The organism is Streptomyces hiroshimensis, assembly GCF_014650335.1.
Lineage (GTDB): Bacteria > Actinomycetota > Actinomycetes > Streptomycetales > Streptomycetaceae > Streptomyces > Streptomyces hiroshimensis.
In genome coordinates, this window is the sequence record NZ_BMUT01000030.1 from 1 (window position 1) to 13,052 (window position 13,052).

Annotated in this window: 6 protein-coding genes and 1 pseudogene; 4 read left to right on the forward strand and 3 right to left on the reverse strand. The window is 73.2% G+C overall.

What is annotated here, in order from left to right; genetic code table 11:
* Positions 1-73 precede the first annotated feature (73 nt).
* Together IE241_RS34860 and IE241_RS33780 are read left to right on the forward strand one after the other, a co-directional pair.
* Positions 74-253 (forward strand): annotated as a pseudogene (locus IE241_RS34860) (NF041680 family putative transposase); the annotation flags it as partial.
* A gap of 70 nt (positions 254-323) precedes the next feature.
* Positions 324-833 carry a hypothetical protein gene (locus IE241_RS33780; RefSeq protein ID WP_229900229.1) on the forward strand — a complete coding sequence of 170 codons (510 nt, stop codon included), beginning with the start codon at positions 324-326 and terminating at the stop codon, positions 831-833.
* A 104-nt stretch (positions 834-937) separates the two neighbouring features.
* On the opposite strand, the gene IE241_RS33785 is transcribed toward IE241_RS33780, so the two are convergent.
* Both IE241_RS33785 and IE241_RS33790 read right to left on the reverse strand, forming a co-directional pair.
* Positions 938-1,786, reverse strand: coding sequence for a serine/threonine protein kinase (locus IE241_RS33785; protein WP_190025703.1), 849 nt, complete (start codon positions 1,784-1,786; stop codon positions 938-940).
* A gap of 12 nt (positions 1,787-1,798) precedes the next feature.
* Positions 1,799-2,464, reverse strand: a complete 666-nt coding sequence (locus tag IE241_RS33790; RefSeq protein ID WP_190025704.1) for a TetR/AcrR family transcriptional regulator — start codon at positions 2,462-2,464, stop codon at positions 1,799-1,801.
* Between the two features lie 48 nt (positions 2,465-2,512).
* Here IE241_RS33790 and IE241_RS33795 point away from each other — a divergent pair, with 48 nt between their 5' ends.
* The gene (locus IE241_RS33795) at positions 2,513-3,073 is read left to right on the forward strand and encodes a GNAT family N-acetyltransferase (RefSeq protein ID WP_190025705.1); all 561 of its coding nucleotides are present in this window, start codon (positions 2,513-2,515) and stop codon (positions 3,071-3,073) included.
* A gap of 187 nt (positions 3,074-3,260) precedes the next feature.
* Here IE241_RS33795 and IE241_RS33800 read toward each other — a convergent pair whose 3' ends face one another.
* On the reverse strand, positions 3,261-11,645 hold the full coding sequence (locus IE241_RS33800) for a type I polyketide synthase (protein WP_190025706.1): 8,385 nt from the start codon (positions 11,643-11,645) through the stop codon (positions 3,261-3,263).
* A 183-nt stretch (positions 11,646-11,828) separates the two neighbouring features.
* Here IE241_RS33800 and IE241_RS33805 point away from each other — a divergent pair, with 183 nt between their 5' ends.
* Positions 11,829-12,920, forward strand: coding sequence for an ABC transporter permease (locus tag IE241_RS33805; RefSeq protein WP_190025707.1), 1,092 nt, complete (start codon positions 11,829-11,831; stop codon positions 12,918-12,920).
* Positions 12,921-13,052: the final 132 nt, after the last annotated feature.

Here is a 13,052-nt window from a genome sequence, read left to right on the forward strand (position 1 = left end):
GATGATCGAAACCGAACAGCGGCTCGCTCTTGATCATCGCCAGGAGGAAGTCGTGCGACAGCCTCCCGGCTCCCCGGCCAGTGCACCGAAACCGTCTCGTCCGGGGCCTGGCCGGCCGCCGGGTTCGAAGAACCGCCTCCCAGCCACCCGTCATGACGTGGGCAGAGTCCTGGCCACCGGCGAGGCATACAGCCGCCCCGCCCACCACAAAAAGGGCACCAAACCCCGGCGCACCGAGGAGCGGCAAACTTGACGGCCTGGGCCATGTGCAGCGGGCACGAGGCCGAAGAATTTCACGGGGTACGTCGGTGGATCTCAGCTCAGTGATCATCGCTGTCGCAGGCGTCGCAGGAACCCTGGGAGGGGCGCTACTCACCCAGCGCGGCTCCGAACGAGCGAAGCGCCTGGAGATAGAGCTCGTTCGAGACCATGAGGAGGTTCGCGAGGCCCGTTCGCTGCGACGCACCTGCTATGTGGAACTCAACCGGGATGCTCGGCAGTTCACCACCGCTCTCAACCGCCACCTGCACGTCATGAGGGAACGCGGCGTGGAGGAGGCCGACAGCGACGCACTCGAGGAAGCGAAGAACGCGCACCGCGATCGATACTCCGAAGCACAGATGATCGCCCCCGAAGAAGTACTCAGGCGAGCGAGTCTCGTCAACCAGGCCCTGAACAAGGTCTACGGCCAGGTCAAGCGCCTCGAACGCGGTGCCCCCGAACCAGGCGAAACGATGGAGACCGCGGCCCAGGCCCAGTACGAGGTCTGGGAGATGCTCCGAACTATGAGGACCGCTATGCGCCACGACCTCGGTGTGTCGCATGAAGATTGAGAGCTGGCACTCAGCTCCGTGCGAGCTCTCTTGTCTGCTTCGACCAGCCAAAAAACTGATCGAGACAGAGGTTAAAACGCAAGCTTATCGAGGGGAGGTTCCGGTCAGGGCGTACCCGGGCGCGGGCTTCCCTCGGGAGCGCTTCCGGCGGCGTGCCACGCCGCGGCGAACCGGCGGACCGATGCGAACCGCTCCCCGGGATCGGCCCGGGTGGCACGGTGCAGCACCTTGAGCCGGGCCGGGCCGCCCCGCCAAGCGCGTTCGTCGTCACCCGCGTCGAGGAGCAGCCGGGCGGCGCGGCCGAGTACGAAGACGGTCGTACGGGCGTCGATGGTCGCGCCGCGCTCGTACTCCTCCGGTGCCATGAACCGCCGTGAGCCCGGCAGCCGGTCCGCCTCCAGGACGAAGGGGCCCGGGCGGTACTCGTCGAGGTCGACCAGGCGCATGGTGTCGCCGGTGAAGTCGTACAGCAGCGCGCCGTCGTAGAAGTCGACTGCCACGTGCCCCGCTTCCTCCACCGCGAGGTGCGCACTCAGGATCCGGTCCCACGCACGCATGACCAGGGACAGCGGCAGCGCCCGGAACCGCGCCATGGCACTGCCCGGGGCGGTACGGTCCGCGGTGCCCCCGGTGGTGGGGTGGTAGAGAACCTCGCCGTCGTGCCACGGCATGACCACTGCCCAGTTGCCGCGCACCGCGATCCGGTGCACCTGCGGGACGATCACCGGGTGGCTCACGGCCCGGTGGAAGGCCCACGCCCGGCAGAGGGAGCGCCGCGCGCCGTCGCTGGTGCCCTCCTTGACGAACCACCGCTCTCCGCCGGGGAGCCGGACGCCGTAGGACACGCATCCCGAGTCCTGATCCCGGAAGCTGGCGAACACCGTGCCGATGCGTTCGAGGTGTGCCTCGACGGAGGGGAGTTCGGTGACGTCCAGCAACGGGTGAGAAGCCATGAGGCCATCGTTTCATCGCCCGGGATGCCGGCCGGGCGGGGCCGGGTCCTCGCCGCGCGACGAGGACGGGGAAGCCGGTGACATCGCTGCCCTAGGTGACGCCAGCGACGCCAAATAGTCGTCGAGGAGCTCGACCTGGCGCTGGGGCGGGAACGACGCGGGGGCGAACAGGGCCTGCACCACCAGCCCGAGCGCGAAGGACTGGGCGCCGGCCGCGATGAGCTCCGGGTCCCCGGCGGGCAGTTCGCCGAGCTCCTGGGCCGTGGCGACCAGGTCGCGGAGCTTGCCGCGGCTCTGCGCGTACCTGCGGGCGTGGTCGCCGCTCAGGGCGGGGTCGGCGAGGGCGACGTCCCAGGAGGACACCCAGATCCGGTTGGCGTCGGTGGCCTCGGCGGTCAGCGGCAGGATGTCGAGCAGGGCGGCCCTCACAGCGGGCAGGCCCGGCCCGGCAGCGCGCCGGGGGCGCGAGGCGCTGCGCTGTTCGAGCACGTCGAGGGCGTGCGCGACCAGGTCGCGCTTGGCGGGGAAGTAGTGGGTGAGCAGGCCGGTGGTGGCGCCGAGTTCGGTGGCGACGGCGCGCAGGGTCAGTCCGCCGAAGCCGTGCGCGGCCAGCACCCGCCAGACCGCTTCGGAAACGTCGCGGCGGCGGGCTTCGTGATCTCCCTTGGTGCGTGGCATGCTGCTACGGTACATAGTCATAACACTTGTTATGCGAATGGGGTCATCATGTTCTCACTCTTCCTGCGGGACAACGCCTGCCTGGAGCCGCTGGAGATATGGCACGCCGAGGAGTTCGCCGCCCACCTTGACCGGGCCCGCGAGCACATCCGGCCGTGGGTCGGACAGGCGTTCGTCACCGATGATCTCGACGGAGCCCGGGCCACGCTGCGCCGGTACGCAGAGCGGCAGGCCGAGGACGGGGCCCGCCTGTACGGCATCCGGCTCGACGGCGTGCTCGTCGGCGGCGTGATGTTCACGGACTTCAGCACCGCCGCGGGTTCCTGCGAGATCGGTTGCTGGCTGGAGCCCGCCGCCGAGGGCCACGGTCTGGTCACCGACGCGTGCAGCGCCTTGCTGGACTGGGCGTTCACCTCCCGGGGGCTGCACCGCGCCGAGTGGCACTGCCGGGCCGACAACGACCGGAGCTCGGCGGTGGCCGTGCGGCTCGGCATGGCGCTCGAGGGCGTGCGGCGCCAGTCCTGGCCCTACGGAGGCGTCCGCCACGACAAGCAGATCTGGGCGATCCTCGCCCCCGAATGGCTCCGGACCGGCAGCCGCGCGGCGTAGCCCCGCTTCACCACCGTCGTCCGGCTGCTCCTCGTACCCGCCGTGATGACCCTCCTCGGCCGCCGCGCCTGGTGGACGCCGCGATGGCTGGACCGGGTGCTTCCCCATCTGGACGTCGAGAGCGACGACACGCCGCGCCCCGCGCCCCGCGCGCCGCAGCGCACGGGGCACACGGGGGTGACAGCTCTCAGCGCCGGCCGGTGGCGGAGACCTGCGCGCCGAGCCAGGCCCGGATCGCGTCGGCCGTCGTGCGTACATGCTCCTCGAAGAGGGTCCAGTGGTCGCCGGGAACCTCCACGGCGGTGTGCGGCGCCGGCCAGACCGGCCGCCCGGGGCCGTACTCCCGTGTCCCGTCCCCGGTGCCGGGACGCACCGGCGGGAGCGGCTCCGCGGCGCGGATCAACAGCGTGGGGACGTCCAACGGTTCCGGGTGCCAGCCGCGGGCCATGCGGGTGTAGGCGCCCAGGGCGGCCATCGACATGTCGTCCACGGCCGTGTCGAACCGCTCACCCAGCTGGAGGGGGAGACGGGCGGGCATCGCGAGCAGCCACGGCTCCTCCTCGCGGTCCGGGGTGACGTGGTAAGTGTCGGCGATGACGAGGCCGACCGGCGGCGTGTCCGTCGCCGCGAGCCGCGCGGTGACCGAGTGGGCGGGATAGCCGCCCATCGAGTAGCCGAGGACGGCGTACGGACGGTCGCCCAGGTGCGTGCGCACGGTGTCGGCGTGCAGGTCCACGAGGGTGCGCCAGTCGCGCGGGACGGTGTCGCCGTGGGCGGCGCCGGGGTGGCGGAACTCGAAGACGTCCCGCTCGCCGGCGAAGGCGGCGGCCAGCGCGGCGTACCAGGGCCTGCCGAGGTTCGGGGAGAAGCCGGGGAAGCACACGAGCGCGGGACGGCCGGTTCCTTGGACGTCCTCGGCCAGCTTGACCGGGGCGAGCTCGTGCCGGGAGCTGTCGGCAGGGCCGAAGGAGGGCAGGGCGAGCGAGGCGGTCACCAGCAGGTGCATCGCCGAGACGACGTCGCCCGTTCCGCACACCCGCCGGTAGAGGGAGGCGAGGGTCTGCGGCGGTCGCGCCCTTCCGTGCACGTCCGGTCCGGCGGCGGCAGCGGTCCCTGCGAGCAGGTCGCCGCCCAGCTCCTCGTACAGATGACCGGCCAGCTCGGCGGCGCTGGGCCGGTCGAACGTGACGGTGGCCGGCAGCGTCAGGCCGGTGAGCACGGCGAGGCGGTTGCGCAGCAGCACCCCGGTCAGAGAGTCGAAGCCCAGCTCGGTGAAGGGGCGGCCGGGGGCCACGGCAGCGGCGTCCGGATGCCCGAGCACCGCTGCGACCTCCGCGCGGACGAGCTCCAGCAGCGCAAGCGCCCGGTCGGCTTCCGGCAGCGCTGCGAGCCGTTCCCGCCAGGATCCGGTCGCGTCCTCGGGGCCGTTGCCGGCTGCCGCCTTGGAGCCGGTGGCGCCCACGGAGCCGGCGTCGCCCACGGACCCGGCGGCCGGGCGGGCCGGGCGGGCCGGGCGCAACAGGTCGCGCAGGGGCGGCGGGACGGGTGATCCGGCGGGGGCCGCCGGCCGGGAACGGTCCGGCAGCAGCGGGGCGAGCACCGGCCCGCCTTCGCCCAGCGCGGCGTCGAACATCGCCAGGCCCTGCGCGGGGGAGACGGCGCGCAGCACGCCGCCCATGGCCCGCTCGGCACCGTCGGTCCGCGCCGCCATCCCTTCCCCGCCCGCCCACGGGCCCCACACGAGGGAAAGAGCGGGCAGGCCGAGGGAAGTGCGGTGGTGGGCGAGTGCGTCCAGGAAGGCGTTCGCGGCGGCGTAGTTGGCCTGGCCGGGATTGCCCAGCAGCCCGGCCGCCGAGGAGAACAGGACGAAGTGTGACAAGGGCAGATGCCGCGTCAGCTCGTGCAGGTGCCAGGCCGCGTCCGCCTTCGGCCGTAACGCTGCTGCGAACCGCTCGGGCGTCAGAGCCTCCAACACGCCGTCGTCCAGCACCCCGGCGGCGTGTACGACGGCGCTCAGCTGTGGCGCGTACTTCTCCACGACGGCAGCCAGCTGGGCGCGCTCGGCCACGTCGCACGCGATCACGTCCGCGCGGGCGCCGGCTTCCTCCAGTACGGCCTGCAGCTGCCGCGCCCCCGCCGACTGCGGCCCCCGGCGGCTGACGAGCACCAGATGCCGGACCCCGTACCGGGTGACCAGGTGCCGTGCCAGCAACCCGCCGAGGGCTCCGGTGCCACCGGTGACCAGGACGGTGCCGACTCCGCTCGCGAACCCGTCGGCCGTGGGGGAGTGGGTGAGTGACAAGGTTTCGGCTTCTGCCAGTCGGGGAACGCGGGCCGTTCCGTCGACCAGGGAGAGCTGTGGTTCGCCGGTGGCGACGGCGGCAGGCAGCAGGCGCAGCGACTCCGGACTGCCGTCGGTATCCACGAGCGTGAGGCGCCCGGGGTACTCCGCCTGCGCGGAGCGCACCAGGCCCCACACGGCGGCGGCCGACAGGTCCGGCACGGGGGCAGTGGCGCCCCGGGTCACCAGGACGAGACGCGTTCCGGGCGCCGCCGGAACGGACAGGTACGTCTGCAGCAGTGTCAGGGCGCGGGCGGTCAGACGGTGCGTCGCCGAGACAGGATCCGTTCCCGAGGACGGTTCACTCCCTGAGGACGGTTCACTCTCTGAGGATGGTTCGCTCCGTGAGGACGGTTCGCTCCCTGAGGACAGCGAGACCACGACCGCCTCGGGTGCCTTCCCTTGCAGGGCGGGCGTCGCAGGGAGCACGGACCGCAGCCCCAGGTCGTCGGGCGCCGCCACCGACAAGGAGAGCTCTTCGCCGCCGTCCGGAACGCCGGTCCACCGCAGGGTGTACAACCCTCCGCGGCCGTTCATGCCCACGGCCGCGGCGTCGACGGACTCCGTCAGCGGCCGGGTGGTCAAGGACTCCACCCTGGCCACCGGCTGCCCGGCGGGGTCGGCCAGGTCCACGGCGACGGTGTCCGTACCGGTGGCGCGTATGCGTACGCGCAGGGCCGTGGCGCCGACAGCGTGCACGGTCAGGCCGCGCCAGGCGAAGGGCAGCCGGGCGGGGCCGGCGGACGGCGCGGCGAGGAGCGCCGCGTGCAGCGCTGCGTCCAGCAGAGCGGGGTGGATGCCGTACCGCCGTGCTTCGGCGCCCGCCGCCTCGGGCAGCCGCACCTCGGCATACACCTCCTCCACCTCCTCGTCCGGCCCCCGCCAGACGGCCGTGACGCCCTGGAACGCGAGGCCGTACGCGTGACCGGCGTCGGCCAGGCGCTCGTAGGCACCCGTGAGGTCCACGGGCACGGCGCCCGGGGGCGGCCATGCGGTGGTGGCCCCCCGGCGTTCGTCCCCGGCTCCGGCGGCCGGGCCGAGCCGCCCGGTCGCATGATGTGTCCAGCCGCCCAACGGCCCTGACTCCTGCGGGCGGGAGTGGACGTCGGCGGTGCGGCGCCCGGATGCGTCCGGCTCGCCGAGGACCACCTGTACCTGGACCCGCTCGCCGGAGCCCGGCAGGAGCAGCGGTGCCAGCAGCGCGAAGTCCTCGGCGGTCTCCAGCCCGCACGCGTCGCCTGCGTGGAGCACCATCTCGGCGAACGCGGCGGCAGGGACGAGGACATGCCCGGCGACGACGTGGTCGCGCAGCCACGGCTGGGCCACGGTGGACAGGTGACCGGTGCACAGGAGGCGTTCCGTGCCCGGGACGGTGGTCGTCTGAGGCAGCAACGGATGGCCGGATCCAGCCGTGGCAGGAGCAGGAGCAGGAGCAGGAGCAGGAACAGGGGAGGGGGAGGCAGGGGCGTCCAGCCAGTAGCGGCGCCGCTGGAAGGGGTACGTCGGCAGGTCCACCCGCCGGGCGCCGCTGCCCTCGTACACTCGGTGCCAGTCCACCGGCAGGCCGTGTACGTGCAGCCGACCGAGCGCGGCAAGGACCGCCTCCGCCTCCCGGGCACCGTCCCGTGCGGTGGCGATGAACACCGGCCCCTCGCCGGGCCCTTCGACCGGCCCTTCGGTCGACCCCTCGTCCGGCTTCTTGCCGTCGACGGCGAGGCCGGACATGGCGGCAGCGGTGAGCTGTGCTCCGGGCCCGACTTCGGCGAAGACAGTCACCCGCTCGTCGTGTACGAGACGGTGTACGGCGTCTCCGAAACGCACGGTCTCGCGGGCGTGGCGCACCCAGTACGCGGCCGAGAGGTCGTCCCCGGCGGCCGGGCGCCCGGTGAGCGTCGACATCACCGGGATGCGTGGCGCGCGGTACGTCAGCCGCGACGCGACGTGGCCGAACGCCGTCAGCATCGGCTGCATCAGGGGGGAGTGGAAGGCGTGGCCGACCTGCAGCCGTGTGGTGCGGCGGCCCCGCCCGGCGAAGCGGGCCGCCACTGTCAGGACGGCCCCCTCTTCGCCGGAGAGGACGACCGACCGCGGGCCGTTCACCGCCGCCACCGCCACGCGGTCCGCCCAGCCGGTCAGCTCCTGCTCCGCCTCGCGCTCGGTGGCCTCCAGCGCCACCATGGCACCGCTGCCGGGAAGCTGCCGCATCAGCCGCCCCCGGGCCGCGACCAGCTCCACGGCGTCCGGCTCCGACAGGACTCCTGCGACATGAGCGACCGCCAGTTCACCGACGGAGTGCCCGGACAGGACGTCCGGCCGTACTCCCCAGGACTCCAGAAGCCGGAAGAGCGCCACCTCGAAGACGAACAGCCCGGCCTGCGCGAAGTCGGTCCGTGCCGACAGCGTGGCGTCGTCGCTGCCTGCCTCCGCCCACAGCACGGTGCGCAGGGGCCGCTCCAGGCCGCCCTCGGCATCGAACCGTTCACACAAGGAGTCGAAGGCGGCGGCGAACGCAGGGAAGGCGCCGTGCAGTTCCCGGCCCATGCCCGGGCGCTGCGCACCCTGGCCGGAGAACAGCAGGGCCAGCCGACCGGAGGATGTGGCCGGCCTGGCCGTGGGGCTGCTGCCACCGTTTCCGCCGTTGCTGCCGCTGCCGCTGCCGCTGCCGCTGCCGCTGCCGCTGCCGGTTCCGGCAGCCGCCTGTGCGTCCAGAGCGCGCAGCAGTGCTGTGTGGTCCGCGCCGGTCACCGCCGCCCGGTGAGCGAGCGCGGTCCGGGTCGTGGCCAGGGAGAACGCGACGTCGAGCAGGGGTGGCCGGGGATGCTGCCGCAGCAGGGCCGCCACCTGCCCGGCCTGCGCGCGGAGAGCTCGCGGGTCCGCGCCGGACAGCAGCAGGGGCGGCACGGCCTGCGGGCGCCCGGGAGCCGTGCCGGCATCGCCTTCCGCTCCGGGTTCCGTCTCCCAGGGAGCTTCCTCCAGGATGACGTGGGCGTTCGTCCCGCCGATGCCGAACGCCGACACCCCTGCCCGGCGCGGGCTGCCGGGCGCCGGATGCCATTCCTCCTCGCGCGTCAGCAGCCGTACGGTGCCCGACGACCAGTCCACGCGGGGGGACGGTTCCTCGCAGTGCAGGATGCGCGGCAGGCGTCCGTGGCGCATCGCAAGGACGGTCTTGATGACGCCGCCGACACCGGCCGCGGCCTGGGTGTGCCCGATGTTGGACTTCAGCGCACCGAGCCACAGCGGCCGGCCGGCAGACCGCTCCTGCCCGTATGCGGCCAGCAGCGCTCGGGCCTCGACGGGGTCGCCGAGTGCGGTACCGGTGCCGTGTGTCTCGACGGTGTCGATGTCGGCCGGGGACAGACCGGCGTCGGCCAGGGCCTGACGGACCACCTGCTGCTGGGCCGTGCCGCTGGGTGCGGTGAGACCGTTGGAGGCACCGTCGGAGCCGACGGCCGAGCCGCGGAGCACGGCCAGGACCGGATGGCCGTTGCGCCGGGCGTCGGACAGGCGCTCCAGCAGGACCACTCCAGCGCCCTCGGCCCAGCCGGTGCCGTCGGCCGCGGCCGAGAACGGTTTGCACCGGCCGTCCGGCGCCAGGCCGCGGAGCCTGCTGAACGCGACGAAGGGCGCCGGGGTGGCCATCACGGTGACGCCGCCGGCCACCGCCAGCGAGCACTCGCCCGACCGCAGCGCCTGCGCCGCCCAGTGCATCGCCACCAGGGACGACGAGCAGGCGGTGTCCACCGTGACGGCCGGCCCGTGCAGGCCCAGGGTGTACGCGATACGGCCCGACGCCACGCTGCCCGTCGAGCCCAGCGCGAGATGCGCTTCGAGCGGGTGCGCGCCCCCGTGCAGGAGACGGCCTGCGTAGTCGTCGTGCATCACGCCGACGAAGACGCCGGTGTCGCTGCCGCGGAGGTCCGCCGGGTCGATACGCGCCCGCTCGCAGAGCTCCCAGGTGGTCTCCAGCAGAAGTCGTTGCTGGGGATCGGTCGCCAGTGCCTCCCGCGGGGACATTCCGAAGAAGGCCGCGTCGAAGTCGGCCGCCAGGCGCAGGAAGCCGCCGCGGCGGGTGACGGAGGCGCCGAGCCGGTCCGGGTCGGGGTCGAAGAGGTGCACCGGGTCCCAGCCGCGGTCGCCGGGGAAGTCCGAGGTCGCGTCAGCCCCGTCCGCGACCAGCTGCCACAGTTCCTCCGGAGACGTGACGTCGTCACGGAGTCCCGGATACCGGCATGCCATCGAGACGATGGCCACCGGATCCCCGGACGCTGTACGGGACTTGGCGCCCGCCGTACGGGACTTGGCGCCCGGCGTACGGGCTTTGGCGCCGCGTGTCCGGGCTGCCGGTGCACGGCCGGGGAGGAGCGCGGAGTGCAGGAACTCCGCCACTGCGGCAGGCGTCGGGTGGTCGAACACCAGGGTCGCGGGCAGCTCCAGCCCGGTGTCCGCGCCGAGCCGGTCGCGCAGCAGTACGCCCCCGAGGGAGGTGATGCCGGAGGCGGTGAAGGGCCGCCCCGGCTCCGGCTCCGTCTCCTGCTCCGGCGCGCCACCGGCGTCCGCCGTACGGGCGAGGACGAGGCGCAGCACGGCGTCGTACCGTCCGGACGGGGGCAGGGACAGCAGGCGCCGGCGCAGGGCGGATACGGCGTCCTCACGCACCGCTCCGAGCCGTTCCGCCAACTGCCGGGCCAGCGCGGGACGGTCGGTCTTGCCGGAGGGGGTACGGGGCACGGAGCCGGTCTCGTACACCTCGTCGGGCACCTTGAAGCCCGACAGCCGCTCCCGGCACGCGGCGCGTACCCGGTCGGTGTCGACGCCGTGCGGGCCGGGGACGACGAAGGCGACCGGGACCTCGCCCAGCACGTCGTGCGGCCTGCCGACGACGGCCGCGTCCGCGACACCGGGGCAGCCGAGCAGCACATGCTCGACCTCGACCGGGTTGACGTTCTCTCCACCGCGGATGATCAGTTCCTTGACCCGGCCGGTGACCTGCAGACGCCCGCCGTCACCGCGGCGCCCGAGATCCCCGGTGCGGTACCACCCGTCCCTGAAGGCCTGTGCGGTGTCGTCCGGGCGGTTGTGATAGCCGAGCATCAGGTTCGGGCCGCGGACCCAGATCTCCCCGTCCGTACCATCGGCCACGTCGTCACCACCGGCAGGATCGGTCAGCCGCACCTCGACTCCGGGCACCGGCAGAACGCCGGAGCGGCCCTCCGGAGGGCCGCCGGGCCGGTCGACCGCGATCTTCCCGCAGGTCTCGGTGCTGCCGTAGCCGTCGAGCAACGGGGCACCCAGCAGCTCCTCGACCTCCGCTCGCAGCGCCGGGGGACACGGCGCGCCCGCGGTGACGCACAGCCGTACGCCCGACGGCCGCCGCGGTCGCGACGCCTCGCGCAGCGCCTCAGTGAGCAGGTGGTACGTGGCGGGCACTCCGGCCACGACCGTGCACGGCTGCTCGGCGAGCGCCTGCGCGACGCTCGCGCCCCGGCCGAGGAGGTAGGCACTCGCCCCCACGGAGATGACGCCCAGCAGGCACAGCGAGTGGGCGTAGGCATGGGACATCGGCAGCGGCCACAGCAGCCGGTCCTGCCGCTCCAGGCCCCACAGCGGCACGTAGGCGGCCGCCACCGACCACAGTGCGGTGCGCTGACTGGAGACGACGCCCTTGCTCCGACCGGTGGTGCCGGAGGTGTAGAGGATCCAGGCCGGTTCGTCCAGGCCGAGGTCGTCCCGAGGCGCCTGCCCCGGATCCGTCCCGGCCAGCTGCTCGAAGAGGTGCTCGGCTGCGGGCGCCCCGTCCGGCACGGCGTCCGTACCCGCCACCACGACCCGTGCGTGCAGCCGCGGCCGCGTGGCCGCCAGTCCGGCGACCCGGGACAGCCGGCTCTCCTCGGTGATCACCGCGACGGCGCCGCTGTCGTCGAGGAAATACGCCAGCTCCGCCTCCGTCGCCCCGGGATCGAGCGGAACGCCTACGGCCCCCGCCCGCAGGACCGCGAGGAACCCCTCCACCATCTCCACCCGGCTGCCCAGGTGGAGGGCCACCCGGTCGCCTCGCCGCACCCCCAGCCGTGCCAGGTGACCCGCCAGGCGCCCGGTGCGCTTCTCCAGCTCACCGTAAGTGACACCCCGCTGCGCATCCCGGAAAGCGATCTTGCCCGCTATCTGCATGGAATGTGCCTTGAGCACGCCGGGCAGTGCACGCATCAACTCGCCATGGATCTCCGTCATCCCCCACCCCTCCGGACACGGGGCGAAGGAGAGCGCTCCCGCTCGCACACCGTACCGAGTAGGGCTGACGCCACAGCTCGGAGCGAGCGGCCCAGGCTCCCGGGCCCCCAGGTCCCCGGGCCCCAGGCCCCCGGGTGGACCACGGGCCGCGCCGGGGCCGGATGATCTGCATATCGTGGCCCCATGGGTGAAGAGAGCGGCGCCGCCGGCACGCCCCACGGCCCCGCCGCCCCCACCGGAAGGCGGCATCGCGCCCGCCACCGCTGGTCGGCGTTCCGTCACTCGCCGTTCTTCCCCGCCGCTGTGCTCGTGCTCATCGTGGCCGCGGCCGCCGGGCTCTTCGCCGGCTCCTACACCTACGCCATGGCCAATCCGACCCCGCACAACATCCCCACCGCCGTCACGGGCGTCCCGGAGTCCGAGATCAAGCGGGCGGAATTCGTCCAGGGCATGGAGAGAGCGCTGGGCGCCGAGCTCCTGCTGCGCCACTTCGCCACCTACGAGGACGCCCGGCGTGCGGTCGAGGACCAGCGCGTCTACGCCATCCTGCAGGACCGCCACCACGCGGCCGAGCTGGACGTCTCCGGAGCATCCGGCGCCACCGTGGCCCAGCTGCTGACCGAGACCGCGCCCCGGGTCGGCAAGGAAATCAGCGTCCTCGTCGTCGTGCGGGACGTCAATCCCCTCCAGAAGGGCGATCCGCGCGGCCTCGCGCTCTTCTACATCACCCTGGCGGCCGTCATCGTCGGCTTCGTCGGCGCCATTCAGATGAGCGTCCACGCGGGCGAACTCAATCCGGCCGAACGCATCGCCTTCACCGCCGCCTATTCCACGCTGGGCGGCTTCACCATCGCCGCGGTCGTGGACTGGGGGCTGGGTGCGGTGCGGCTGCCGTTCGCGGAATCCTGGCTGATCCTGGCGCTGACCATGTTCACCTCGGGCATGGTCTTCACGATGTTCAACGCCCTCTTCGGGCGGTGGGCGATGCTGCCCACCTGGGGCCTGATGGTCCTGTTGGGCAACCCCTCCTCCGGCGGTGCCGTCTCCTGGCCGCTGCTGCCCTCCCTCCTCGGCGAGATCGGCCGCTGGCTGCCCCCGGGGGCCTCCGTGAACGCCCAGCACACGGCCGTCTACTTCCGGCAGCACCAGCACTTCTTCCCATTCGCCGTGCTGATCGCCTGGGCCGCCCTGTCCTGCGCGATCTTCTGGACCTGGCGGCACCGCCACCCCGGCGGACGCGACACGGCCGCGGCCGCGGCCGTGTCCGCGGGCTGAACCTTCCCCAATCGGCGCTGACGCTGTGCGCATGTGCGCTCGCTGTGTGTCGTCTCGGGGGCTGTTCCGTGTGAGGGCGCCCATGAGGCCTGGGTCACTTACGAATGCCGTTAGTGGAATTCGGTGGCGGAA

Bases quoted from the DNA above. Each gene is read 5' to 3' on its own strand.
- IE241_RS33800 (WP_190025706.1), bottom strand. From the start codon at position 11,645: ATGACGGAGATCCATGGCGAGTTGATGCGTGCACTGCCCGGCGTGCTC.
- IE241_RS33790 (WP_190025704.1), bottom strand. From the start codon at position 2,464: ATGCCACGCACCAAGGGAGATCACGAAGCCCGCCGCCGCGACGTTTCC.
- IE241_RS33795 (WP_190025705.1), top strand. From the start codon at position 2,513: ATGTTCTCACTCTTCCTGCGGGACAACGCCTGCCTGGAGCCGCTGGAG.
- IE241_RS33805 (WP_190025707.1), top strand. From the start codon at position 11,829: ATGGGTGAAGAGAGCGGCGCCGCCGGCACGCCCCACGGCCCCGCCGCC.
- IE241_RS33785 (WP_190025703.1), bottom strand. From the start codon at position 1,786: ATGGCTTCTCACCCGTTGCTGGACGTCACCGAACTCCCCTCCGTCGAG.